General features: G+C 35.1%; 24 protein-coding genes and 1 CRISPR repeat array. Of the genes, 11 read left to right on the top strand and 13 right to left on the bottom strand.

Annotation, left to right across the window (positions count from 1 at the left end):
- Nucleotides 1-12 precede the first annotated feature (12 nt).
- From argB to cmoA, 8 genes are read left to right on the top strand one after another with little or no spacing between them, the layout of a single operon-like run.
- Nucleotides 13-864 carry an acetylglutamate kinase gene (gene argB / locus PF026_RS02610; RefSeq protein ID WP_270864217.1) on the top strand — a complete coding sequence of 284 codons (852 nt, stop codon included), beginning with the start codon at nucleotides 13-15 and terminating at the stop codon, nucleotides 862-864.
- A gap of 9 nt (nucleotides 865-873) precedes the next feature.
- On the top strand, nucleotides 874-2,313 hold the full coding sequence (gene thrC / locus PF026_RS02605) for a threonine synthase (RefSeq protein WP_270870491.1): 1,440 nt from the start codon (nucleotides 874-876) through the stop codon (nucleotides 2,311-2,313).
- Entirely contained in the window at nucleotides 2,310-3,023 is a 714-nt protein-coding gene (gene kdsB, locus PF026_RS02600; protein ID WP_270870492.1) for a 3-deoxy-manno-octulosonate cytidylyltransferase, read from the top strand. Before thrC ends, kdsB begins: the two co-directional genes overlap by 4 nt.
- An 8-nt stretch (nucleotides 3,024-3,031) precedes the next feature.
- Nucleotides 3,032-4,969: an NAD-dependent DNA ligase LigA gene (ligA, locus tag PF026_RS02595; protein ID WP_270870493.1), complete on the top strand. Its 1,938-nt coding sequence runs from the start codon at nucleotides 3,032-3,034 to the stop codon at nucleotides 4,967-4,969.
- Entirely contained in the window at nucleotides 4,966-5,688 is a 723-nt protein-coding gene (tlyA, locus tag PF026_RS02590) for a 23S rRNA (cytidine-2'-O)-methyltransferase TlyA (RefSeq protein WP_270864213.1), read from the top strand. Before ligA ends, tlyA begins: the two co-directional genes overlap by 4 nt.
- Nucleotides 5,689-6,195, top strand: coding sequence for a lipocalin family protein (locus PF026_RS02585; RefSeq protein ID WP_270864212.1), 507 nt, complete (start codon nucleotides 5,689-5,691; stop codon nucleotides 6,193-6,195).
- Nucleotides 6,192-7,094: a bifunctional riboflavin kinase/FAD synthetase gene (locus PF026_RS02580; RefSeq protein ID WP_270860291.1), complete on the top strand. Its 903-nt coding sequence runs from the start codon at nucleotides 6,192-6,194 to the stop codon at nucleotides 7,092-7,094. Before PF026_RS02585 ends, PF026_RS02580 begins: the two co-directional genes overlap by 4 nt.
- A 24-nt stretch (nucleotides 7,095-7,118) precedes the next feature.
- A complete protein-coding gene (gene cmoA / locus PF026_RS02575) occupies nucleotides 7,119-7,823 on the top strand; it encodes a carboxy-S-adenosyl-L-methionine synthase CmoA (RefSeq protein WP_270864211.1) in 705 nt (234 codons plus the stop codon).
- Between the two features lie 170 nt (nucleotides 7,824-7,993).
- Here the strand turns inward: cmoA and mazF are convergent, their stop codons facing one another.
- From mazF to PF026_RS02535, 8 genes are all read right to left on the bottom strand, one after another.
- On the bottom strand, nucleotides 7,994-8,332 hold the full coding sequence (gene mazF / locus PF026_RS02570; protein WP_270864210.1) for an endoribonuclease MazF: 339 nt from the start codon (nucleotides 8,330-8,332) through the stop codon (nucleotides 7,994-7,996).
- Nucleotides 8,326-8,556 (bottom strand): AbrB/MazE/SpoVT family DNA-binding domain-containing protein, encoded by a 231-nt coding sequence (locus PF026_RS02565; RefSeq protein WP_270864209.1) that lies wholly within the window; start codon nucleotides 8,554-8,556, stop codon nucleotides 8,326-8,328. Before PF026_RS02565 ends, mazF begins: the two co-directional genes overlap by 7 nt.
- A 209-nt stretch (nucleotides 8,557-8,765) precedes the next feature.
- Nucleotides 8,766-9,991: direct repeats of the CRISPR family, unit length 36 nt; unit sequence GTTTTAGGCTCTTCTTAAATTCGTTTTTGCTATAAT.
- A 215-nt stretch (nucleotides 9,992-10,206) separates the two neighbouring features.
- Complete coding sequence (gene cas2 / locus PF026_RS02560; protein ID WP_270863444.1) at nucleotides 10,207-10,533, bottom strand: CRISPR-associated endonuclease Cas2; 327 nt, start codon at nucleotides 10,531-10,533, stop codon at nucleotides 10,207-10,209.
- A 12-nt stretch (nucleotides 10,534-10,545) separates the two neighbouring features.
- Nucleotides 10,546-11,442: a type II CRISPR-associated endonuclease Cas1 gene (gene cas1 / locus PF026_RS02555; RefSeq protein ID WP_270863443.1), complete on the bottom strand. Its 897-nt coding sequence runs from the start codon at nucleotides 11,440-11,442 to the stop codon at nucleotides 10,546-10,548.
- A gap of 28 nt (nucleotides 11,443-11,470) precedes the next feature.
- Nucleotides 11,471-14,509, bottom strand: a complete 3,039-nt coding sequence (gene cas9, locus PF026_RS02550) for a type II CRISPR RNA-guided endonuclease Cas9 (protein ID WP_270863442.1) — start codon at nucleotides 14,507-14,509, stop codon at nucleotides 11,471-11,473.
- 214 nt (nucleotides 14,510-14,723) lie between these two features.
- Nucleotides 14,724-16,619, bottom strand: a complete 1,896-nt coding sequence (dnaK, locus tag PF026_RS02545; protein WP_270863441.1) for a molecular chaperone DnaK — start codon at nucleotides 16,617-16,619, stop codon at nucleotides 14,724-14,726.
- 54 nt (nucleotides 16,620-16,673) lie between these two features.
- Nucleotides 16,674-17,297, bottom strand: coding sequence for a nucleotide exchange factor GrpE (locus PF026_RS02540; RefSeq protein ID WP_270863440.1), 624 nt, complete (start codon nucleotides 17,295-17,297; stop codon nucleotides 16,674-16,676).
- Nucleotides 17,294-18,082, bottom strand: a complete 789-nt coding sequence (locus PF026_RS02535; protein ID WP_270863439.1) for an HrcA family transcriptional regulator — start codon at nucleotides 18,080-18,082, stop codon at nucleotides 17,294-17,296. The genes PF026_RS02540 and PF026_RS02535 overlap by 4 nt, the downstream gene beginning before the upstream one ends.
- 441 nt (nucleotides 18,083-18,523) lie before the next feature.
- Here PF026_RS02535 and PF026_RS02530 point away from each other — a divergent pair, with 441 nt between their 5' ends.
- The gene (locus PF026_RS02530) at nucleotides 18,524-18,769 is read left to right on the top strand and encodes an XRE family transcriptional regulator (RefSeq protein ID WP_270860425.1); all 246 of its coding nucleotides are present in this window, start codon (nucleotides 18,524-18,526) and stop codon (nucleotides 18,767-18,769) included.
- Between the two features lie 281 nt (nucleotides 18,770-19,050).
- Here the strand turns inward: PF026_RS02530 and PF026_RS02525 are convergent, their stop codons facing one another.
- From PF026_RS02525 to PF026_RS02510, 4 genes are all read right to left on the bottom strand, one after another.
- On the bottom strand, nucleotides 19,051-20,112 hold the full coding sequence (locus tag PF026_RS02525) for a DUF3137 domain-containing protein (protein ID WP_270863438.1): 1,062 nt from the start codon (nucleotides 20,110-20,112) through the stop codon (nucleotides 19,051-19,053).
- Nucleotides 20,113-20,132: 20 nt separating this feature from the next.
- On the bottom strand, nucleotides 20,133-20,330 hold the full coding sequence (locus PF026_RS02520) for a hypothetical protein (protein WP_270863458.1): 198 nt from the start codon (nucleotides 20,328-20,330) through the stop codon (nucleotides 20,133-20,135).
- Between the two features lie 85 nt (nucleotides 20,331-20,415).
- Nucleotides 20,416-21,462, bottom strand: a complete 1,047-nt coding sequence (locus tag PF026_RS02515; RefSeq protein WP_270863437.1) for a DHH family phosphoesterase — start codon at nucleotides 21,460-21,462, stop codon at nucleotides 20,416-20,418.
- Nucleotides 21,463-21,464: 2 nt separating this feature from the next.
- Nucleotides 21,465-21,875: an RrF2 family transcriptional regulator gene (locus tag PF026_RS02510; RefSeq protein WP_270863436.1), complete on the bottom strand. Its 411-nt coding sequence runs from the start codon at nucleotides 21,873-21,875 to the stop codon at nucleotides 21,465-21,467.
- Nucleotides 21,876-22,045: 170 nt separating this feature from the next.
- Between PF026_RS02510 and rpsO the strand changes: the two genes are divergently transcribed.
- Nucleotides 22,046-22,318, top strand: coding sequence for a 30S ribosomal protein S15 (gene rpsO / locus PF026_RS02505; protein ID WP_270863435.1), 273 nt, complete (start codon nucleotides 22,046-22,048; stop codon nucleotides 22,316-22,318).
- A 231-nt stretch (nucleotides 22,319-22,549) separates the two neighbouring features.
- Here rpsO and ppk2 read toward each other — a convergent pair whose 3' ends face one another.
- Nucleotides 22,550-23,488 carry a polyphosphate kinase 2 gene (ppk2, locus tag PF026_RS02500; RefSeq protein ID WP_373566979.1) on the bottom strand — a complete coding sequence of 313 codons (939 nt, stop codon included), beginning with the start codon at nucleotides 23,486-23,488 and terminating at the stop codon, nucleotides 22,550-22,552.
- Between the two features lie 134 nt (nucleotides 23,489-23,622).
- On the opposite strand from ppk2, the gene dsbD reads away from it, so the two are divergent.
- Complete coding sequence (gene dsbD / locus PF026_RS02495; protein WP_270870350.1) at nucleotides 23,623-25,344, top strand: protein-disulfide reductase DsbD; 1,722 nt, start codon at nucleotides 23,623-23,625, stop codon at nucleotides 25,342-25,344.
- Nucleotides 25,345-25,575: the final 231 nt, after the last annotated feature.

Below are 25,575 nucleotides of genomic sequence, written 5' to 3'. Positions count from 1 at the left end.
TAAGGAAAAATTATGATAAGAAAGAGTAGAACAGCAGAGATCATCATCTCAGCTCTCCCATACATACGCAAATTTAGAGACAAGATTTTTGTCATCAAATACGGTGGCGCAGCCCAAATAGATGAAAATTTAAAAGCAAATTTTGCACGAGATATTGTGCTTTTGCACATGGTTGGCATTAAGATTATCGTCGTGCATGGCGGTGGCAAAAAAATCAACGAAACACTTGATAAAATCGGCATTACAAGCGAATTTAAAGACGGACTTAGAGTTACAAGCAAAGAGTGCGTTGAAGTAACCGAAATGGTTTTAAGCGGTTTAGTCAATAAAGAAATCACCGCACTTTTAAATCAAAATGGAGCCCCGTCAATCGGCATTAGTGGAAAAGACGGCGATTTGCTAAGAGCTAAATTTTTAGATGAGAAAAAATACGGCTTTGTCGGCGTGATAGATGAAGTCAATACAAATTTCATAAATGATTTACTTGAAAAAGGCTATTTGCCGGTTATCGCTCCACTTGCAACCGATGAAAACGGCATAAGCTATAACATAAATGCCGATCTTTGTGCTAGTAAAGTCGCAAGTGCGCTAAAAGCAGACAAAGTGATATTTTTAAGCGACATTGACGGCGTTTTAGATAAAGAAGGAAAACTAATCAGCAAACTAGATGAAAAACTGATAAACAAATTTAAAAAAGACGGCACCATTAGCGGCGGAATGATCCCAAAAATGGATGCTTGTTTAGAGTGTGTTAAAGCAGGAGCGCTCTCAGCTCATATCATAAACGGCAAAATTCCACACTCACTGCTACTTGAACTTTTCACAGACGATGGAATCGGAAGTTTGATAAAAGAGAAATTTTAAAGGAAAAATATGCAACTAATTTCAACAAGAGATAAAAACCAAAAAGTAGATTTAAGCTATGCTCTGCTAAATCCAAGTGCGAATTTTGGCGGGTTGTTTTGCCCTGAACGCTTACCAAATTTTGATGAAAAATTTTGGAGCGAATGCGAGAATTTGAGTTATAAAGAGATTGCTTTAAAAGTGATAAAAAGCTTTGAATTTGATATTGAAGATGAAATTTTTATAAATGCTTTGAAACGATATGAGCGATTTGATGATAAAAACTGCCCTGTAAATTTTACAAAATTTGGGCAAAACTCATACATTTTAGAGCTTTATCACGGACCGACTTTGGCTTTTAAAGATATGGCGCTTCAACCTTTTGGTGAAATTTTAAGCGCATTAGCAAAAAAACAAAATAAAAATTATCTAATAATGTGCGCTACAAGCGGCGATACGGGTCCAGCCACCCTTGAAACCTTTGCAAATGCTGATAATATCAAGGTTGTCTGCCTTTATCCAAGTGGTGGCACAAGCGAAATTCAACGCCGACAAATGGTAAATGTGGAAGCGAAAAATCTTAAAACTATCGGCATAAAAGGAAACTTTGACGACGCTCAAAGAGCCTTAAAAACGCTTTTGGCAAATGATGAATTTAAAGATGAGTTAGCCAAAAATGATTTAAGTTTGAGTGCAGCAAATTCGGTGAATTTTGGGCGAATTTTATTTCAAATAATCTATTATATCTACGCAAATGTCTATTTTGCTAAAATGGGCGTTAAAAAATTCGCCGTCATCGTGCCTAGCGGAAATTTCGGCAATGCTTTGGGGGCGTATTATGCTAAAAAAATGGGCGCTAATATCGCTAAAATCAAAATCGCTTCAAATTCAAATAACATTTTAACCGAGCTTTTCACAAAAGGAATTTATGATTTGCGAAATAAAACGCTAATAAATACAATTAGCCCTGCAATGGATATTTTGATTAGCTCAAATGTGGAAAGATTGCTTTTTGATAAATTTGGCGATGTTCGCACAAAAGAGTTAATGCAAAGCCTAAATGAAAATAAATTTTATAAACTCACGCAAAATGAGCTAAATGCCTTGCAATGCGAATTTGAAGCAAATTTTTGCGATGATGAGAAGTGCGCTAAATTTATAAAAAATGCTAGTGATAAAGGCGTTTTAATCGACCCGCACACGGCGACTTGCTTTAAAATGATTGATGAAAATTCAACGAATTTGGTAGTTTCAACGGCAAAATGGATCAAATTTACTCCGTCAATGGTAAAAGCAATCAAAGGCGAAATGAAACTAGGCGAAAAAGACGAAATGATCGCACTTTCAAAGGAATTTAATAGCCCCGTTCCAATGAGCATTTCAAGGCTTTTTGAAACAGAAGCGATCCATAAAAGCGTAGTCGAAAAAGATGAAATCAAAAATGAAATCATAAATTGGATAAAAAAATGATAGTGATTCCTGCCAGACTAGCTTCAACAAGGTTTGAAAACAAAATTTTATGCGACATTGGCGGTGTGCCTATGTTTATTGCAACCGCAAAAAACGCTTCAAAAACAGATAGAGTTTTAATCGCCGTCGATGATGAAAAGGTGCTAAAAATCGCAAAAGAGTATGGTTTTGACGCGGTTTTAACAAATCCAAATCATCAAAGCGGAACTGACCGAATAAACGAAGCAGTTAAAAATTTTGGCTTAGATGAAAATGAAATCATTATAAATGTTCAAGCCGACGAGCCATTTTTTGAGAGCGAAAATTTGGCGAAATTCAGAGAATTTGCCGAATTTCAAATCTCTGGGGACGGCAAATTTATGGCAAGTTGCTACAAAAAAATTAGCGAACTCTCAGCCCTTGATCCAAATTTAGTTAAAGTTGTTTTAGATGATTTTAGCGATGCGATTTATTTTTCAAGATCGCTAATTCCGTATCCTAGAAGCGATTTTAAGGACTATTTGGGGCATATTGGAATTTATGCTTATAGCGTTAAAAATTTGGCTAAATTTTGCAAATTTAAGCCTAGCATTTTAGAAAATGTGGAAAAATTAGAACAGCTAAGAGCTTTATCAAACGGCGAAAAAATCGCAATGCTAGAAATTTCAACCAAAAGTATCGGCATTGATACGCAAAGCGATTACGAAAAAGCGATAAAAACATTTTTATAGGCGATTTTATGGACAAATTTGAATATAAAAAAAGCGTTGAAACCCTGAATTTATGGGCAAAAGCTTATTATACCGATGATAGCCCCATCGCGACAGATGAAGAGTATGATGAGCTTTATCATAAAGTGCTGGCTTACGAAAAAGAAAATCCAAGCGAAATTTTAGCATATTCGCCGACACTAAGGGTCGGCGGCGAGATAAGCGAGGGTTTTGAAAAATTAGCCCACGAAAGTGCCATGTGGTCTATGGAAGACATTTTCGATGACAACGAGCTTATAGCGTGGCTTGGGCGTGGCGAAAAAAGCGAATTTGAAATTTATTGTGAGCCAAAATTTGACGGAGCAAGTTTGAATTTAACCTACGAAAATGGCATTTTAAAAACAGCCACCACGCGTGGAGACGGCAAAATCGGCGAAAATGTAACGCAAAATGCAAAAGTTATAAAATCAATCCCGCTTCAAATTCCATATAACAAAAAAATCGAAATTCGCGGCGAAGTCGTCATCTCAAAAAGCGATTTTGACGCATTAAACGAACAAAGAGCATTAAAAGGCGAAAGCCTATTTTCAAATCCAAGAAACGCAGCCGCAGGAAGCCTTAGGCAACTAGATAGCAAAATCGTAGCAAATCGCCCGTTGCAGTTTATCCCGTGGGGCGTGGGTGCAAATTCGCTTGAATTTAAAAACCATAGCGAGATTATGGAATTTGTGCGAAATTTGGGGTTTTTGCAAGATGATTTTAAACGAATTTGTGCGAATTTAGATGAAATTCGTGGGGCTTATAATGACCTGCACGAGCTTAGAAATCAAAAAGATATTTTAATGGACGGCATGGTCGTGCGTGTAAATTCACTCGCAAAGTGCGAAAATTTGGGCTATACCGTTAAATTTCCGCGTTTTATGGTGGCGTATAAATTTCCAGCCATCGAAAAAATCACAAGGCTAGTTGATATAAATTTGCAAGTTGGCAGGACAGGCGTGATAACGCCTGTGGCGGTCGTCGAAGCCGTAAATATAGACGGAGCAATCGTGCGAAACGCTACGCTTCATAATTTCGATGAAATCGCTAGACTTGGGTTAATGAAAAACGATTTTGTGGGCATCATACGAAGCGGCGATGTAATCCCAAAAATCACGGGCGTTTTCAAAGAGCGTAGAGATGGCACTCAAAGCGAAATTTTAAGACCGCAAACCTGCCCCGTGTGTGGGCAAAAGGTGCTAAATGACGACATTTTTATCCGTTGCCAAAATATCGACTGCAAGGCAAGAGCGATAAATTCGCTGATTTATTTTGCTTCAAAAAAATGTATGAATATCGACGGACTTGGCGAATCGATAATAAATTTGCTTTACGAAAAAGGCAAAATCGCTTCTGTCGCCGATATTTACGCTTTAAAAGCTGATGATTTAAGCGATTTGGACGGCTTTAAAGAGAAAAAAATCGCAAATTTGCTAACTTCAATCCAAAACAGCAAAAATTCGCCACTTGATAGATTTATCACTTCGCTTGGAATCGAGCATATCGGCGAAGTCGCGGCACGAAAAATCGCCCTTGCATTTGGCGAAAAGTGGCTTGAAGCAAGTTTTGACGAAGTTTTAAGCTTGGACGGATTTGGCGAAGCTATGGCAAAAAGCTTTTGCGAATTTTGCGAAGTAAATAGAGAAAAAATCTTAAATTTAATCAATATAATCACGCCAAAATCCCTAAATTTGGAGATTATCCAAAACGCCTTTACAGGCAAAACCGTCGTCATCACAGGAACGCTATCTCGCTCACGAGATGAAGTCAAAAACGATTTGCTTAAAATGGGTGCAAAGGTGGCTAGTTCAGTTTCAGCTAAAACCGATTTTGTGATTTACGGCGAAGAAGCAGGAAGCAAACTAGAAAAAGCAAACGCTCTTGGTGTGAAAACGCTAAGCGAAGATGAATTTAAGGCGTTACTTTGAGATTTGATAAATTTGTCGCCGAGAAGCTTAATATCAGCCGAAATCAAGCCAGTGAGCTAATAAAAAATGAAAAAATTTTGCTTGATAATGAAATTTGCAATGATACGGCGAAAAATGTCGAAAACGGCGAAATTTCGGTGGCTAGTGAAATTTATGTAAGTCGTGGGGCATTAAAATTAAAAGGCTTTTTGCGTGAGTTAAAAGATGAATTTAGCTTTGATATAACTGGCTTAAACGCCCTTGATATTGGCTCTTCCACAGGCGGATTTGTGCAAATTTTGCTTGAAAATGGCGCGGGAAGCGTAACGGCTCTTGATGTTGGTTCAATGCAGCTTAGCGAAATTTTGCGAGACGACGCAAGGGTAAAAGTCTGCGAAAATACCGATATAAGGGAATTTAAAAGCGAAAAATTTGATTTAATAACCTGCGATGTGAGTTTTATTTCGCTAAATTCCATTTTAGAAAATATTTTTCATTTAGCAAAAAAATATATAATTTTGCTTTTCAAACCACAATTTGAAGTGGGCATTAACGCAAAAAGAGACAAAAAAGGCGTAGTAAAAGATGAAAAAGCTATCAAAAAATCGGTAGCAAATTTCGAGCTAAACTGCGCTAAAATGGGGCTAATCAAACTAGCTTTTAAAGAGTGTCAAATCAAAGGTAAAAACGGAAACCAAGAGTTTTTTTACCTTTACGAAAAACCAAATTCGGAGATTTAAATGTATAAAAAAGTTTTATTTTTAGTGATTTTAGGTGCGTTTTTGGGCGGTTGTATTGCCACAAAACTGCCGTCAAATTTGCAAAATCCGCAAAATTTTCAAATCGAAAAATTCACAGGACTTTGGTATGAAATCGGCAAAATGAAAAGTCCGTTTGAAGCTACGCTAAATAACACTACATACGAGTATTTTGTCGATAAAAACGGCACGATAAATTTGATGAAAAACGGCAAATTTACAAATGATAAAGATTTTAACGAAATTTATGAGCTAAAACGCGTTGATTTAAATAACACAGCTTCGATGAAAATCAAAGACAAATTTCACAATATCGTAAAAATCGATGATGAGTATAAGTATGCGCTCATTTTTGGTGACGATACGAGCGAACTTTATATGCTTTCGCGCACAAAAACTATGCCTGAGATGATAAAGGCAGTTTATACCAGCTATGCCGCTAAAATGGGCTATAATACAGATAAAATCGTTTGGACGACACACGAATGATAAAAGAAGATAATTTTTGCGAACTTTTATTGCCGTATGAGAGCTACAAGGGCAAATTTGACGAGATCCAAACGGCAAATCCTGCAAATATCACAACCGTTGCGCTTGGCAACTTCGACGGAATTCATCTAGGGCATAAAAAACTTTTTGCAAATATCGGCGAAAATGGCGCAGCTGTGGTAATTTTGAAAGATTATTATAAGCTAACTCCGTTTCGTGCAAGGGAAAAATTTACAGATTTGCCGATTTTTTATTTTGATTTGCACGACATAAAAAACCTTGAAGGCGACGAATTTGTCGCACTTTTACGCAATAAATTTCCAAATTTAACTAAAATCGTAGTCGGAGATGATTTTAAATTCGGTAAGGATCGTAAATTTGATACCGAGTTTTTGAAAAATCGCTTCAAAGGCACGACAACCATCATCGACGAAGTCTGTATTGACGGCACGGGAGTGCATACGACCGTCATTAAGATATTTTTGCGAAACGGAAATATAGTTTCGGCAAACCGATTTTTAGGACGAAAATACGAAATCTCAGGCAAAGTCGTAAGCGGTCAGGGTATCGGCAAAAAAGATTTGGTCGCAACAATAAATTTGCAAACAGGACAATATTTTCTGCCGTGCGATGGCGTGTATGCGACTTTTACGCGTGTCAATGAAAAAATTTACAAAAGCGTCTCTTTTATAGGACACCGAGTTTCGGCTGATGGCGAATTTGCAGTCGAGAGCCACATTTTTGGCAATTTTAACGAAGAAAATTTCAAATTCGCAACTATTTATTTTGTTAAATTTTTGCGTGAAAATAAAAAATTCCACGACTTAACAGAGCTAAAACAACAAATCCTAATCGACATCGAAAACGCAAATAAGGCACTTGAAAACGAAACGATTTGAAAAAAGCAAATTTAAAGGCGAAAAATGAAAGATGAAATTTTTAAAGAACCCATAAAAAAACAGTTTGAATTTGACAAAAGCGTGGCGAGTGTTTTTGATGATATGATAAGCCGTTCGGTGCCGTTTTATAAAGAAAGCTCAAATTTGATTTGCAAGCTTTTATCTCGCATTTTATCACAGAACGCAAAGTGCGTTGATTTGGGCTGTTCGACGGCTGAACTTTTATTAAATTTGCACCAAAAAAGAGACGATTTAAACCTTTTTGGCGTGGATAATTCGCCTTCAATGCTAGAAATCGCCGCCGCAAAAGCCACAGCTTACGGCGCAAAAATAAATTTTTCTTGCGAAGATATATTAGAGTGCGATTTTAAGGGCGCTGATTGCGTGATTTTAAACTACACTTTGCAGTTTATCCGTCCGATAAAACGGGCTGAATTTATGCAAAAAATTTGCGAAAATTTAAGCGACAACGGCGTTTTTATTTTTAGCGAAAAGCTCGTATATAGCGATAAAACGCTTAGCAAAGAGATGATTGAGATTTATGAAGATTACAAAGAAAATCAGGGTTACTCAAAATACGAAATCGCCGAAAAACGCAAGGCACTAGAAAATGTGCTAATACCCTACACCGAAGATGAAAACAAAACTTTGGCTTTAAATTCAGGTTTTAAAAGCGTAGAAACTATCTTTAAATGGGCGAATTTCGCTGTATTTTTGGCTAGGAAGTAAATTTTCTAAAAAAATACTTTAAAAACTTTCTCTGAATTTGTAAAAGTTTTTGATTTTAGTAAAAATAATCTTAAATAAAAAATTCTACCAAGTAGTTTTCTGCTACGCTAAAAGTGCTTGGTTCCAAACCGAGTGCGTTTTATTATATAATCGCAATTTAAAATCATAAATCAATTTTTTTCGATTAGTAGTGCTATCTTTTCTACAATTCTATCAAAGATTTTAGCATCGATTTTATCGCAAAATTTAGCATTTCTAGCTACGAAATCCAAGCTTTTGACTTGATCACTTAGTGCTACGCCGTGAATTTTGTCGCAGTTTATCGCTACTTCAAACGGATAACCTTTTATTTTTGTAGTTATCGGCACAAATAGACACAAACCTGATTTTTCATTGTAAATTTTAGGGCTGATAGCAAGTGCTGGACGAAGACCTTTTTGCTCATGTCCGCTTTGTGGGTCAAATTCCAACCATACTATATCGCCTTTTTCCGGGACATATTTTACCATTCATTGCCCTTTGTATCGTCAAAACTATCATCTATATTTAGATTTTCTTCTGTGATAGCCGAACATAGAGTTTCTAATCTGTTTTTTTGTTTTGACAAAACGATTTTACCAGCAACCACATCGATATTCATAGGCGAATTTTCTACCAAATTTAACTTTTTTAAAATATAATTTGGTATTCTAATCGCCAAAGAATTTCCCCATTTACTCAGTGTTGCTTCCATTTTCTATCCTTTGTAATGTTTATATAAAGTATATTAAATTTAAAATTAAAATCAACTAAATCTACCTATATAATCTCAAATTCATTTGCGACAAATTCATCTGCTTTGTATCCAAAAGTATCGCTCAAACATTTTAAAAGTAGAATTTATTAACTAAATTTAAAGAAAAATTTTTGTCTAAGCAGTTTTCGCTACGCTCGAACCGCTTGGTTTTAGGCTCTTCTTAAATTCGTTTTTGCTATAATTAGATTTAGCGGCTATTGATAAAGGACGGGGTTTTAGGCTCTTCTTAAATTCGTTTTTGCTATAATCAAATATAAGCGTTATCGGTTCAAACTCTGATTTTAGGCTCTTCTTAAATTCGTTTTTGCTATAATTTACATTAGGCGCTATGACCGAATATTATGGTTTTAGGCTCTTCTTAAATTCGTTTTTGCTATAATAGCATTTGCCTACCCACTCTTGAATCTTAAGGTTTTAGGCTCTTCTTAAATTCGTTTTTGCTATAATTTACATTAGGCGCTATGACCGAATATTATGGTTTTAGGCTCTTCTTAAATTCGTTTTTGCTATAATAGCATTTGCCTACCCACTCTTGAATCTTAAGGTTTTAGGCTCTTCTTAAATTCGTTTTTGCTATAATCGGCGGGTATTTTACACAACCGCAAGTAAGGTTTTAGGCTCTTCTTAAATTCGTTTTTGCTATAATAAACGGCGATTATATAGGCTACACGATATTGTTTTAGGCTCTTCTTAAATTCGTTTTTGCTATAATCTTAGCCGATGCTAATGCCAAAAAGTATTCGTTTTAGGCTCTTCTTAAATTCGTTTTTGCTATAATACAAGAAAAAGAACAAGAAGACAAACTCAAGTTTTAGGCTCTTCTTAAATTCGTTTTTGCTATAATAATATTGGGATGATTTTGTTAGTGCGACAAGTTTTAGGCTCTTCTTAAATTCGTTTTTGCTATAATATGGCGGATATAATCAAAATAACGGATATAGTTTTAGGCTCTTCTTAAATTCGTTTTTGCTATAATGCACCATTTTTATGATAAAATATTTCATTAGTTTTAGGCTCTTCTTAAATTCGTTTTTGCTATAATCGCCATTATCGTCATAATATAAATCCCATGGTTTTAGGCTCTTCTTAAATTCGTTTTTGCTATAATCAACAATGGCTCATAACTTAATAGGCGATAGTTTTAGGCTCTTCTTAAATTCGTTTTTGCTATAATAAATCATATATTACTTGTCCATTATAATTAGTTTTAGGCTCTTCTTAAATTCGTTTTTGCTATAATGGACTTTTAGCATTTACACCAACATTCTCCGTTTTAGGCTCTTCTTAAATTCGTTTTTGCTATAATCAAAATGCAAAATGCGAATTAAAATAAATGGTTTTAGGCTCTTCTTAAATTCGTTTTTGCTATAATAGCCCAATAGCAAAAGCCGATTTAAAAGCAAAAAAACGCAAATTTTATGCCAAAAATATCTAAATTTTGGTATAATTGACAAACGAATTTAAGAAGAGCCTAAAATAAGGGAGTTTTCGGTCTCCCGCAGGGTTTAAATCCCTTAGAAAAACCGAATTTTTTATTTTGACAAATTTATAAAATTTGCCAAATTTTCTTTCTTTTACAATGCAAATTTAAAAATCTTCCAAATCATCAAAAAGTGTAAGTTGTTTTGGTTTTGATTTTTTCATCTGTTCATCATTTTCGCCTAACAAAAGTTGCATTTTGTCAAACTGCTTTTCGGTGATGATAAGTGAGCGAATATTGCCCTTTGGAGGAAGTATTTTTTTAAGGCGTTCTACGACAGAATTTGCCGCCGTAAGCCCACGCACAACCCGCATATAAACAGAAAATTGCATCATAAAAAAGCCTTGTTTTAGCAAGTTGTTGCGAAATTTTGTCGCCTTTTTTCGCTCGTCTTTTGTAGCGACTGGCACATCAAACATAACCAAAACTCTCATAAAATTTTCCATTTACAACCCAGCAAATTCTAGCTCACAAACGCCGCTTGCAAGGCTATTTTTATAGCTTTGCACGGTTTTAGCAATAGCCATAGCAAGGCTAAATTTTTTACCGTTTATTTTCGTAGAAACTTCTAAGATTTCAGCCAAATTCGCCTTATCTTTTACGCTTAAAAATGTATCTTTGCTCTCATCAAAGAGCTCCAAAACAAGCTCATCGCCAAAGGGACGATACGGCTCCATTAAATCATCTGCTAGGTTGAAATTGTTAAAAATATTATCGTGTCCCACGCCAAAAATCGGCAAAAGACCACTTGCGACGATATTTCGCACCACGCACGAGCGAATTATCGCATAGACATAATTAAGTGCCGAATTTATCCAAATCGGCTCATCACGGCTAAATTCACTACCAAAAATAGCTTTAAAATACTTTGCCGCCGCAATTCCTTCGCAGTTTTTAGTATCGCCCAAAACGACTTTTTTGCTTAAATTTACTAGCTCTTCGCTTACTTTTTTATCAAATTTACGAGCTAAATTTGCTTGATTTTGGATTTTTGTTTTTATGATATATTGCCATAAAATCGCCTTGTGCTGTTTGGTTTGGGCGATTTGCGATTTTATGACGGCGTTGCTTTGATAATGCGTAAGATACGGCATAAAAACGCCGTTTGGCGAGTGCGAAGCGTCGCAGCACAAAAGGACGATTTTATGCTCAGCCAAAGCGCAAAGCAACGCCGAAGTCAGCGTAATGGCGGGGCTTTCTAAAATAATAGTGTGTATATCGCTTAATGCAACACTAACGCTTCCTTTTTCGGGGCGCTCTATTAGCAAATTTGCGTTTTTCAAAGAAAGCTTAGCAGAACTTCCTATCATCAAGCTTCTAAAACTCTCATCAAACCCTGCCATTTTCGCTCCTTTAATTAAATTTGCAAATTTATGCCTTTTTGTTTTTCGGTGATGATTTTAATCTCGCTTCTTGTCTTGGCTCAAATTCACACTCGCTAATCTCGCCCAAAGGCGAAACTTTTAGTTTTTTAATTTTTGTTATAGTAGAAATAAGCGGTGTAAATTTTTCATCATTTAGTGGCATTTCATATTCAAGCAATCCACCACTACTACTATTTGGTGCCTTAAAATAAGCCATAATAGATTTATCCATTTTATTAGTTTTAATTTCCACAAGGTCATTTTTAAATAATGAAAAACAATATTCAAAACTTTCATCTATTGTTGTGATTTTAGTTTTTTTATTCTTTTTTTCGCCAGAAATAGCCAAATTTGGCAATATACCTTTCGCAAAATGTATAGCATAAATTGGAACTAAATAGAATTTGTCATTTCTAATAAACACATCGGTTCTAACAATACTTTTAGCAGTAACATAACCACTATTTATTTCTATTATTCGACCAAATTTTAATAGTTTATCAAATTCTAATTCCATTTCATAAGTTACAATATTATCTTTATTTTTAGGATACAAGACTTTCAAAATATATTTTTCTTTATCATAAATAGTTTCTTCGTGTAATGCCCCTGTAACCTTTTTTCGCGGTGGTTTGGAAACGAAAATTTTACTAAGTGCATTTTCAACATTTTTTCTAAAATTTTCTAAATGAATAAAATCATCAAGGCGAAGTTTTTTCTTTGTTCGCTCATCTTTATCGAGCCTATTTTGCAAAATTTCTTTATATTTTTCTTTGTCAAAATCGCTAAATTCATCTTTTGAACTCTCTAAAAGTTTTTTGGTTTCGATACGGCTCATAAATTCATTAAACGCTTTATTCATTTTTTCGTTGCAAAGTGCGACTATAAGGGCATCTTGTGCGTGGTGCAAATGAGTGTTGCGATTTTTTTCTTCAAGCCCTAAAAATCTACGAAGTGGCGTAGTAAAACCGCCGTTTATCGAATAAACATGACGAGAATTTTCGGATTTTAACGGCAAAAATTTCAGATAATCTTTCGTATAGTTCATAATAAGGCGATTTAAATAAGAAGTATCGTTTAAGTTGCTCGCACGAAAACCCTGCTCACGGCTTTTAAAATCACTGTTTAAAAGCTTTTTAAATTTGGCTGGATTTGCCTTTTTGTAGTGAATTTCGGCAAAATTTTTGATAAATTCCCATTTTGGCGTATTTCCCCAGCACTCAAAAGGCGTGCGGTTTTTCTTCTCTTGATTTTGCGAAATAAAAACCAAAACTTTATTACTCTGGCTATCGTCAAAACTCCTAGAATACGGCAAAATATGATCAACTTCAAGCCTTTTGGGATCTAATAAATCTTCACGCGTGATTTTTTCTCCGCTGTAAGCGCAAAACTCATTTTGCTCGATGAAAAGCTTCATTTTTAGGATATTTGCGCTGTTTATTTCAAGTCCGTATTGTTCTAAACGATTTTTCGCGGCTTCATTTTTGGCAAAATTTTCGTTTTGTTTTTTTATCGCTTCGTTTCTGCTAGCGAAATTTTTACCGACTTCGCGCGTAAGCTCAAAATAAATTTGATGAACAGCTCCGTGCTTTTTGATAATAGAATTTAAAACTTTTCGATATTCGCTTACAGCCCTTGCTACGACCGGATTTGTTAGACTTGCTCCGTGTGGCGTGTCGCAAAGCGGTGGTAATTTTTCGCTTTTTTCACGAATTTTTAGAGTTAAATTTGCTTCTTTACACGCCTCGTCATATCGTTTGCCACTCATCATCAAAGGCAAAATTTGCCTTAACGCTTTTTCGCTTAGCTCGATATTTGTGCTAAATTTTAGTTTTAAAAGTTCGTTTATCTGCTCGTCATCAAATTCATACTTACTAAGAGCGATTTTAAGGCTGTCAAAATCCTTTTTATAGGTGCAAATTCGTGCAATATCATTAAATTTATCATTAAAAACATCGCAAAATTCACCGCCAAATTTAGCAGAGCAAATTTGAGTAAATTTTTTATATTTTTTAAAATCTATAAAAGTATCGCTTAAATCATCTTTTTTTGAGCCTTTAATTTTGTAATTTTGCAAATTCAGTGCTTTTGCCAAATCCTTGTATTTAAATTCGCCTTTTGATTTTGCAAGATTTAAAATTTCTATAATTTTTTCTTGTTGCAAAATTTCGCCTGTGTCTTTGTAGATATTTATAAGCGTATTTATAATCTTAGTTAAAGCGATAAATTCTTGTGCCAATGGCGTAAATTTTGCCACTCTTTTTTCTTTTTCGTAAAAAATACATTTGCCAACTTTATTTTCAAAGTCTTTTAATGGACGAGAGTAAAAGACCTTTTGTATGAGATTTTGTGCAAAATTTTCGCTAAATTTATAGCCAAATTCGGCTTGTTTTTCTAAAATTAGCGTAAGTTCTTCTTTGTTTAGACTTTGCGGAATTGAATTTTCATAATTCCACACGCCGTCTTTGTCGCGATTGCGAATACTTGAAATTTCCTTTTTTTCAAAATCGTTTAAAAGCATATTAGAAGCCGTTTTAAAACCACGCTCAGTAAATTTTTTATTTTTTGAAATAGCACCTAAGACTTTTTTACTATCTGCGTCATCACTATCGCCAAAATACCGCAAATCATCATATCCGCGGTGTTTTGCGATATGCAAAATCACTCTTGCAAGTTCAAATTTATCTAGTTTTCGCTCCAACGCAAATTTGCGAAGTTGCCACGGGTTTAGCGTGTTTTTATCAGTAGCGAAAATCTTCGGCAAATTTTCGCCCTGCATAATAAAATCGTTAAATTTAATATCAAATTCTTTGCAAAGTAGCCTTTTGACAGCATTTAATCTTGCTTTTCGCCTTGCAAGACGACGCCTTGCGCTTCTTGCTTCGCGCCTAGGCAAAGCAAGAGATGAACCGTCTTTTGGATTTTCGGCCTTTTCAAAAATTCTCACACCACAATCAATAATCTCAAATTCATTATCGCTTTCGCCTGTATCAACTACCGCCCAGCCGATACTTGAAATCCCAATGTCAAAACCGATTTTACGCATTTTTTATCCTTCAAAATTTTATAAACACCAAATTTTACAATGAATTTGCGATAAAAACAACTAAAATTAAGAATTTCAATAAAATTTAAAAAATCAATGTAGGCTTAAAAATTTTAAACCTACATTGCGAAGTTACCAGAAAGGATTTTTGAATTTAAAATTTTGGCGAATTTTTTAAGTTCAATTCGCCAAAATTTGCCAAAAAGCTAATGTTTTACTCTACTTCTGCGTCGATGACATCGTCATCTGCTTTTTTGCCGCCAGCGTTGCCAGAGCCGTTTTGCGAACCGCCGTTAGCGCCACCTTGATTTGCCGAAGCTTGTTTATACATTTGCTCAGCTGCCTTGCTTAGGGCTTCAACCTTTGCGTTGATTTGCTCTTTTGTGGCGTTTTCATCTTTTAGCACGGCTTTTAGGTCATTTAATGCGCTTTCTATGTTTGCTCTTAGCTCAGCCGGGATTTTCTCGCCCATTTCATTTAGCGTTTTTTCTGTTTGATGAGCGATTCCGTCGGCTTGGTTTCTTGCTTCGACGCCTTCTTTGCGTTTTTTGTCATCTTCTTTGTGAAGCTCGGCATCTTTTACCATTTTATCGATTTCAGCATCGCTCAATCCGCTTGAACCTGTAATGCGAATGTCGGTCGCCTTGCCTGTGGCTTTGTCTTTTGCCGAAACGGTTAAAATGCCGTTTGCGTCGATGTCAAACTCAACTTCGATTTGTGGCACACCGCGTGGGGCTGGCATAATGCCTTCTAGGTTAAAGTTACCCAAAGTTTTATTATCTCTTGCGAATTCTCTCTCGCCCTGCAAGACATTGATTGTAACGGCAGATTGGTTATCTTCTGCTGTTGAGAAAACTTGCGATTTTTTGGTTGGGATTGTCGTGCCTTTATCGATAATCTTTGTCATAACGCCGCCTAGTGTTTCGATACCAAGCGAAAGTGGCGTAACATCAAGCAAAAGCACATCTTTTACATCGCCTTTGATAACAGCGCCTTGCACACTAGCACCGATTGCGACGACTTCGTCAGGATTTACGCTTTTATTTAAATCTTTGCCAAACGCTTTTTTGACCTGCTCTTGCACCAAAGGAACGCGAGTCGAGCCACCGACCATAACGACTTCTTTGATTTCGCTCATATTTAGCCCTGCTTCTTTGGCAACGCGGTTAAGAGTATCGATAGTCTCATCGACCAAATCATCAATCATACTTTCAAATTTAGCCCTTGTTAGCGTTTTCATAAGGTGTTTAGGGCCTGTGGCGTCTGCTGTGATGAAAGGTAAATTTATAGTCGTTTCCATAGCACTTGAAAGCTCTTTTTTGGCGTTTTCTGCTGCTTCTTTTAAGCGTTGCATAGCCATAACATCGTTTTTAAGGTCGATTCCGCTCTCTGCTTTAAATTCGCTTAGCAAGAAATCAATCACTCTATTATCAAAATCATCGCCACCCAAGAAAGCATTTCCACCTGTTGAAAGCACTTCAACCACGCTATCGCCTGTTTCTAGCACGGTAACATCAAATGTTCCGCCACCCAAATCATAAACCACGATTTTTTCGGCTTCTTTTTTATCTAGCCCATACGCTAACGCAGCAGCCGTTGGTTCGTTTATGATACGAAGCACATTTAGCCCTGCGATTGTTCCTGCTTCTTTTGTCGCTTTTCTTTGGCTGTCGTTAAAATACGCAGGAACCGTGATAACCGCATCGACAACTGGCTCTCCAAGGAAGCTTTCAGCGTCTTCTTTTAGTTTCATCAAAACTTTTGCCGAAATTTCTTGCGGAGTATAGACTTTGCCCGCGATTTCAACCGCACAAGCGCCGTTTCTATCGACTATCTTGTAAGGAAGTCGCTTTTTGGCTTCTTGTGCGTTTTTCTCGTTCATCATCAAACCCATAATTCTTTTGATTGAATAAATCGTTTTTTCAGGGTTTGTAACAGCTTGGCGTTTTGCGCTGTCGCCGACTAAAACTTCGCCTTTGTCGGTAAATGCGACAACTGACGGAGTTGTGTTTTTTCCTTCTTTGTTAGGAATAATCTTGCTTTCGCCCCTTTCAAAGATACTGACACATGAATTTGTTGTGCCAAGGTCAATTCCAATTACTTTTCCCATTTTTTATCCTTTTTATTAAATTTTTTTCTAAATTTTGTAAATTTGCGAATTAATCTACTTCGCTAAAATAACCATTACAGGGCGTAAAATTCGCTCTTTGTAAAGGTAACCTTTTTGCAAAACTTGAACGATTTCGTTCGTTTTTGCGCCATCTTTTTCTACGAGTTGGATTGGGTAAAATTTACCGCTTTCGCTCTCGTAGCCATCGTCCGTTGAAATCGGCGTAATGCCGTATTTTTCAAATGTTTTTAGAAATAAATTTATGCACTGCTTCACGCCTTCTTCGATTTTATCGGCTAGCTCGTTGCCTTCAATGTCGATTTTAGCGGCTTCTTCAAGCGCGTCGATTATCGGCAAGAGATCTTTTGCAAATTTTTCGGCTGCATATTCGACCGCCGTGCTTTTTTCTCGCTCCAAACGCTTTTTGATATTGTCAAAATCGGCATTTGCACGATAAAATTTATCGGTTATTTCATTTAGCTGGCGTTGCAAATTTGCGATTTCGTCATCTTGCGAATTTTCGCACTCGCAAGAATTTTCTTGCTCGTTTTCTAGCTCATCTGCGAATTCGTCGCCGTCGTCTGCTAACGGGCTTTCGCACCCGCAGCCGCCGCCACAACCACAACCTTTGTTTTCGTCAAATTCGGCGTTTTGCGAATTTTCTTTCTCTTCGTTCATGCTGCCTCCGTTATATAATTAAAAAATTTATCATAGTCTTCATACACGCTTCCTGCGCAAATCATCGTTGCGTCTTTTTCGCCGAGTTTGACGGCGCGTTTGATACCCATAAAACCGCTTTCAAAATACGGCGAAAAAATCAAATTTTTGCCAAAATTTACGGCAATCGACGGATTTAAAAGGATTTTAAATCTCTCATCTTTGAAAATTTTATACGCCACGACCTCGTTTGCCAAAAACTCGATTTTTGAATTTTTTAGTTCCTTTATCTTTGAGCGAAGCCCCGAAAGCCCAACCTGAATACTCGCCATTTCCAAATCTTTTAGCGAAATTCCGACCAAATTCAGCAAAAATTTGTAAATTCTAGGCTCAAATTTCATAATAATCTCATCTTCGTCAAAAACAAGCACGATGAAGCGATTATTGTAGTTTAAGACTTCACGCAAAAGCTCATTATCAGAGCTAAAAATCATACAATAAATCTCAAATTCCTTTAAAATAAGCGCTAAATTTTCCAAATTTGAGATTTGCAAAACATTGTCAAAGCGAAGTTTGCTTTGCCAATACTCTTGCATAGTCGCGACTGTGGGGATACGACCGCCACTGACATGAAGTTGCGTGATAGCGCCTTCGTCGCTTAGCTTTTTAAAATAAACCCGAATTGTCGAAGCCGGAATCGAAATTTGCATTCTCGAACCAAGCTCAGACGAGCCAATCGGCGTGTTGTCATCAAGGTAAGCCGAAATGATTGATTCCAAAATCAAATCTCGTTTATTCATTTTCATTTTTTAGCACTCTTTCATTTTAATTGCTAAGAATTATACAATATTGAGTGCATTAATGTCAAGGTTTTTTATATAAAAATTTAATTTTTGGCAAAATTTGGCGAATTTAGGCAGTGTTTGATGACAGCGTTCAAAAATTTAAAAAATAAAAATTTAGGTGCATAGCTCAAAATTTACAAAATTTATAAATTCTACTTTTAAAATTTATAATATTTTCTCAAATTTTTATAAAAAACAGGTAAATTTGGCGAAATTTTACCCATTTTCCTTATAAAATTTTTTGCTTTTTTTATAATTTTTAATGTTCGTTTTATGCAAAAATCTGTATAATTTCAACATTAAAAGTGATTGTTTAACCATTTTTAATTATAAGTTATACAAAATCTTGTATATTTATACGATTTAATGTATAGTTAATGAAAGAATTTGTATAATTTCATCATGGTAGAAACAAACGACATTTTTAATATTCTCCACAATGCTGTGGAATCCAAATATATGGGGAAAAAGATCTCCCATGCGACAATGGCAAAAAAGCTGGGAGTTTCTATGCGAACCTATCAAGACTGGCGTTTAGGCACGACAAAGCCACAGGCTGCGCTTGCCGTGTTTCAAATGCTTTGTGAGCTTGATAGCGACGACGCCTCATTTGTTTTGAGTAAAATAAAAAAACTGATAGGAGAGTGATTATGCAACGCTTCACTACGCAAGAGCGAAATGAGTTGGACATGGTTTTTTCAGTTGTTTGTGCCAAAAAATCGAAATTTAGAGAATTTTTGAGAAAGCTTTTTGGTTTTTAGTTGATTTTGACTGCGACTTAGGCTTGGTTGCAGTTTTGTGAGTGAATTTGTGCTAAATTTGGTGCGAATTTGCGTTTATTTTTTGCCTATTTTTATAAAAAATTAGCTTTTTTTGATAACTACGCCAAATTTGCGAATTTTAATTTTCAAATTCGGCTTTTTTTATTTTTATACGCTCCAAATTTTGCGATTTAACCGCAATGTTTCGATTATTTCAAAGATTTTATTTAAATCTTGCTCTATGTAGTGTATCGGATTATGCGTTAAAACGCTTTGATTAATATCAGGTTCAAAGCTATCAAAATCTCTTAAAATAGCGATACAAATTTTAGTTCTTCTAAAACTGATATTTATAGGACATTTAAATATTTTATGCAATTCAAGCAGTTGTTGCATTAATAACGGACTTAAAAGATACGCTGCATTTTTTGGTTTATCCGTAAAAACCTTGAAAATTTTATTAAATTCTACATTGTCCATTTTGATTAATTTTCTATCTAGTTGAAATGGTATAAAATCGGTAGAAAATATCAGCGTATTTGAAGCGATAAATTTATTAAAATCTGCATAGAAAAAAATTCCATTAGACGGAAAATATCCATTATTATTCACACTTATATTTATATCACTAAAAACAAAATCTACACCATCTTTTTGACCACTAATTCTGTCGTTTCCGCCTTGTTTTATAAAATTATCGCCATATAATCTACTAAATTTTATTTCATTATCTGTGATTGAACGATTGCTGTCGTAATTGTAACCTAAATTTCGTATATGTGGTTTTATAAAATTTTGTTTGAATATAAATTTAAAAAGTTTTTCTTTACTTTTTACTATACTTTTTGCAATGATAGTGTAAAACAGAAAAACACTAAAAGGTGACATTACAATAAATATAACAGGATAAAATTCAAATTTAAAAAAATTCAATAAAACATAGGCAGTGCCTATATTTGCCAAAAAAGCTATAAATAAAGTTAAATTTGATTTTATATATAAAAAACCACTAATTAAAACAGCAAAGGTTATATAGCCAAAATATAAATGCTCTAATTTTAAATTTAGATACATAAAATAAATGCTTAATATATCAAGCACAATGAAAATAAAAATCAATAAATATAAAGTTTTTTTCTTTAATGTTTCAATATCTCTTAGCGTTTCTAGCCTTAACTTCTCAATCTTTTCGAGCGAATAGACATTTGGTTTTGAAATTTTATTTTTCATTTCAAATTTAACTTTTAATCTTACTCAAACAACTCTTTATGATTTTTCTTTAAGTATTCTACGACGGCGATTGGCTCATCGACGCCATCAAGGTCGGAATTTTCTAAAATTTCATCGATATTTTCTATATAAATTTCAGCTGCTTTTTCTAAATTTGCTCTTTTAACTCCCGCAAAATAGAGCATTCCTTCGAGCAAAACGCTTACTTCATACGCCATTTCTTCGAAGTCAAATTCGCTGTTTTTATTAGAATTTTTATTAAAATTTTTTCCGTTTTGGTGTCCGTTATTTTTGAAATTTGCGTTATTTTTCATTTTGATTTTCCTTAGTTTCGCTTAGTTTTTTATCTATCAAATTTATGATTTGCGTTTTGATATTTTCATACGAATTGCTATCTTTAAATCCTGCAAACATACCCCCGCTTGCGTTTATATGACCGCCACCGCCGACAAGAATTTTCGCCATTTCGCTGACATTTGCGTTGCCGTTAGCACGAAAACTTAGTGTTTTTTTCGAAGTTACATCGATGAAAAAATCCACATCAGGGTTTTTTACCAAAAAGTCGTTTCCGATGACAGAAGTGTTGCCGATATTATAGGTCAAAATGCCCGTCTTTTCGCCAAATTTGATGATAAATTTATCTTTTTGAGCGCTTAGTTTGCCAACGACAAAATTCGAAATAAGATTGCTTAGTGTATCATCTTTTTCGGTTTTAAAAAATTCTTTTTTTAGTCCGTGGATCGCGTTATCAAGGGCGATGTGCGAATTTTCTATATCAAAAAAGTTTGGAATAGCAGAAATTAAAAACTGAATATAGCTAAAACTTTCCTTTTCAAACATAACTTTGTTTATCTCTTTTGCACCAGAAACAAGCCCCAAACAGACCTTTCCAAGCTCAAATTCGCTATCTTTATCTAGCCAAATATCAACGGCATTTACAACCCGCACGAATTTATCAAGCGTTTCGTTTTTGCCGTAAAGGTCGCTAAAAAAGTCATAGGTGATTTTTGTCGCGCACCTTGATGAGTCAAGCAGATACCAGCCGTGCTTTTTAGCGCACTCTTCACCGCTTTGGTGGTGGTCAAGTAGCAAAACTCTTGCATTTTTTTCACTGGCTAAATTTTGGAATTCCAAGCACTGAGACAAGGTCAAATTCAAATCTGTGATTAAAATCAAATTTGTTTCATTTGCAAATTCGGTGTCGATTAAATTTAAAATTTGGGCGAATTTTTCGTTTATCTCTTTGCCGTAATTTGAGTTAAAAAATTTGATATTATCAAAATAAAAATTTGTAACAAATTGAGCGCCATAGCCGTCCAAATCGGTATGGCTAAGATGAAAAATCGCCATTTTTAGACTTTGCTTTTCATTATATCTTCTAGCGTGATACTATCTAAAAAATTATCGACTTTATCTTGTAAGCTTTCAAAAATGCAACGAATTTGGCAAATATCGCCTTTTCCGCTCGGGCAGATACTGCCTTCGATAGAGCATTCAAAAACCGCAGTTTGGCGTTTTTCAGCACCCGTTATGATTTCATTGAGCGTGATTTTATCAGGAGTTTTTACAAGCGTAAAACCGCCTTTTGCGCCTTTAAAAGAATTTAGAAGTTTTGCTTTTGCTAAATTTTGTAGAATTTTTGCCAAAAAACTTTTTGGAATTCCAAGTTCATTTGCCAAAGTATCGACATCGCAAGAGCAGCATTTTTTGGCTATACATATCATTGCAACTAGTGCATATTCACTCGCTTTTGTAAAGAGCATTTTAGTCCTTATCTTAATTTTTAACTTTTTATTGTATAAAAGTTTTGCTATTTAATAGCTTAAACTGCTATCTTTTTGAAATTTTTTATTTCCAAATTTAAATTTAAGTAGCTTAAAAGGAAATTTCAGTATAATTGCAAACTTTAATCTTACCAGTCAGGAGGTCAATTATGGCTTTGGATTCGGCTCAAAAGGCACAAATAGTTGCGAAATTCGCTAGGGGAGAAAAAGATACAGGTTCCCCAGAAGTTCAAATTGCTCTACTAAGCAACAGAATTTCTTATCTTACAGATCACATCAAAGCAAATCCGAAAGATTTTTCATCAAGATTAGGTTTGCTTAAACTAGTCGGTCAAAGAAAAAGAATGATGAAATATCTTAAAAATACCAACTATGCAAGTTATACAAAACTTGTAAGCGAATTAAATTTAAGAGATAAATAATTCTTTTATCGCGAATTTGTGGTATTTGCATTGCTTTTGCGTTGCAGATACCGCCACTACTTGATACTACCTGTTTTTAAAATCTAAAAAATTTAAATGTCAAAAATTTGGAAATAAAAAACCGAATTTGCAAATCAAAAATTCACAAATTCGGCGAAGTATCTAGCAAATTTGCAACAAAGAGGCAAATTTGTAAAAAATCAAGTAATTTTCAAGCTCAAAATTTACGAACTACTTTTTTTCGTTATTTGGCTCTTTTTGTTTCTTTTCTTCTTTTTTCTTATCTTTTTTGTTTTGTTTTTCCATTTTGCGAAGTCCCTCTTTTTTGAGATTTTCTTCCATCAAAATAATCTCTTCCGAACCGCTTCGCACCCAGTTTGGATCGACCGCAAGCTCTTTTGCGTCGATTTTATTTGGATAATCAATGCGTGAAAGTATGCACTTAAATGCATTTAATCTTGCTCGTTTTTTATCATCGCTCACTAGTATCGTCCATGGCGCAAATTCGGCATTTGAAGCTAGCAGCATTGAGTATTTCGCCAAAGTATATTGCTCCCAAAGCTCTTGCGATTTTTGATCGACAGGAGAGAGTTTGTATTGTTTTAGCGGGTCGTTTTTACGGCTGTCAAAACGGCGTTTTTGCTCTGCTTTTGAAACCGAAAAATAAAATTTAAATAAAATTATGCCAGAATTTACAAGCATTTCTTCAAAATTTGGCACTTGGCGTAAAAAATCTTTGTGTTGTTGGTGTGTGCAAAATCCCATTACAGGCTCGACCATTGCTCTATTGTACCAGCTTCTATCGAAAATCGCTATCTCGCCGCCGCTTGGCAAGTGCGATACATAGCGTTGGAAATACCACTGAGTTTGCTCGACATTGCTCGGCTTTTCAAGCGCGACCACACGACAGCCACGAGGATTTAGGTGTTCTGTTAGGCGTTTTATCGTTCCGCCCTTACCTGCTGCATCACGACCCTCCATAATAAGTAGGATTTTTAAACCTTTTTCTTTGACATAGTTTTGAAGTTTTAATAGTTCAATTTGGAGCTTGACTAGTTCTTCTTCATACTCTTTTAAAGGCATTTTATCCTTTTTCTTTTTATCCTTTTCTTTTACTTTTTCGTCCTTAACGACGCTCTCGCCGTCAGCTTTCATCTTTTTTTCTTCCATCTCTTCCTCCTGAAAAAATAATAAAAAGATTATTTTATTCTAATTTACTTTAAAAACAAATATTTTTTTGCAAATTTATGCAAAATTTATCTTTTGTTGTTAAAATTTGGCGAGTTTTTATTTAGGATTTTATTTTGAGATTTTTTATCGTTTTTTTTATTTTTTTAACTCAAATTTTTGCCGAGCCTTTGAGTGTCGATGAAGCCGTTAAAATCACACCAAGTGTCTCAAATTCGCAAATCGAGTTTAAATTTAGCGTTGATGAAAGCACTTATTTATACGCAGATGAGATTAAATTTAAATTTGGAAATAGCGATATAACGCCGATTTTAAATCTGCCAACCCCAAAACCACATAAGCATTATCAAATTTACAACGGCGAATTTAGCGTTTTTATCCCGCTTGGCGTAGTTGTCGGAAACGGCGGAAATTTAGAAAATTTCGAAATACAAAATTCATTTAACGCCTGCACCTTTGACGGGTTTTGCTACGAGCCACAAAGTTTTGAGTTTAAATTTACAAAGTCAAATCAAACATATCAAATTTTAAAAATCAAAAAAAATATATCGAATTTTAACGCCGAATTTGACGAATTTTCGCAAGAAGAAAAAATCGCAAATTCGTTTTCGCAAAAAAGCTTTTTTGGCGTGATTTTGCTATTTTTTGGGTATGGAGTTTTACTCTCTTTAACGCCTTGCGTTTTCCCGCTTATACCGATACTTTCAAGCATTATCGTAGCAAAAACAGCTCAAAAAAACGACACCAAAAAAAGCTTTTTTATAAGCCTTGTTTATGTTTTTGCAATGGCACTAGCTTACGCTATAATCGGGGCTAGTGTGGGATTTTTTGGTGCGAATTTGGCTGATTATTTGCAAATTCCGGTCGTTATTTTAGCGTTTTGCGCGATTTTTGTGATTTTAGCGTTATCGATGTTTGGCTTTTTTGAGATTAAAATTCCGCAAATTTTAAAAAATAAAACAGACACAAACGGCGGTATTATCGATGTTTTTATAATGGGATTTTTATCCGTGCTTATCGTCTCTCCGTGCGCAAGTGCAGTTTTAGCAGGTGCCTTGCTTTATATCGCCACTAGCGGAAATGTCGCACTTGGCACTAGTGCGCTTTTCTCACTTGGGCTTGGAAGCGGCGTTTTGCTACTTGCTATCGGGCTTGGGCTTAGCCTACCAAGACCCGGCGAGTGGATGAATTTTGTATCAAAAATATTTGGATTTTTACTTTTATTTATGGCGATTTGGCTTGGCTCACGCGCTTTTGGCGAAAATTTTGCACTTTTGCTTTATGGGGCGTTGGGGTGCGTTTTTGCCGTATTTTTGGGACTTTTTGATAAAAGTGCAAATTTGCTTAAAAAAGGTATTTCGCTTTTTGTTTTGTTATATTCAATCTTACTTTTAATCGGCTTTGCAAGTGGCGCAAAAGACTTTGCTAAGCCACTTGAAAACTTTTCTATCGCAAAAGAAAATTTTTCTAACGAATTTGTGGCGGCCGACAAATTTAAAAAAGTATCAAATTTGAAAGAATTAAACGAAATTATAAATTCAGCCAAAAAGCCTGTTTTAGTGGATTTTTGGGCTAGTTGGTGCAAAACATGCAAAGAGCTTGAAAGCGACTTTAACGATGAAAAAATCGCTTCAAATTTAGCCAAATTTGAACTCATCAAGGTCGATTTAACAAATCCGAACGCACAAAATACCGAAATAAAAAAAGAATTTAGCGTTTTTTCTCCGCCTGTTTTAATGTTTTTCGAAAACGGGAAAGAGCTAAAAAATCTCAAAATTTCAGGTTACGAAAGCGACAAAGATAAGGCAAAACTAACGCAAATTTTGCAAGAATTTTAGTCACTAAATTTAAAAATTAATTCAGCCTAGCTTTTTTGTGTGGCAAATTTGGACAGACGAATTTAGTCTAGTCTTTCGTTCGCCACACAAAACCAGCAAAGCGGTGCCACGAAGTGGCAGGTTTCTGTGAAAAAATCGTCGGCATAACACGACCAAAAATAAATTTGTCATTGCAAGAATTTATGTAAAAATTTGTTTGACAAGAAGGATACAAAATGACAAAAGCACATT

Source organism: Campylobacter sp. CS_NA3 (genome assembly GCF_027797495.1).
GTDB lineage: Bacteria > Campylobacterota > Campylobacteria > Campylobacterales > Campylobacteraceae > Campylobacter_B.
This window is presented reverse-complemented; position numbering and strand designations above follow the sequence as displayed.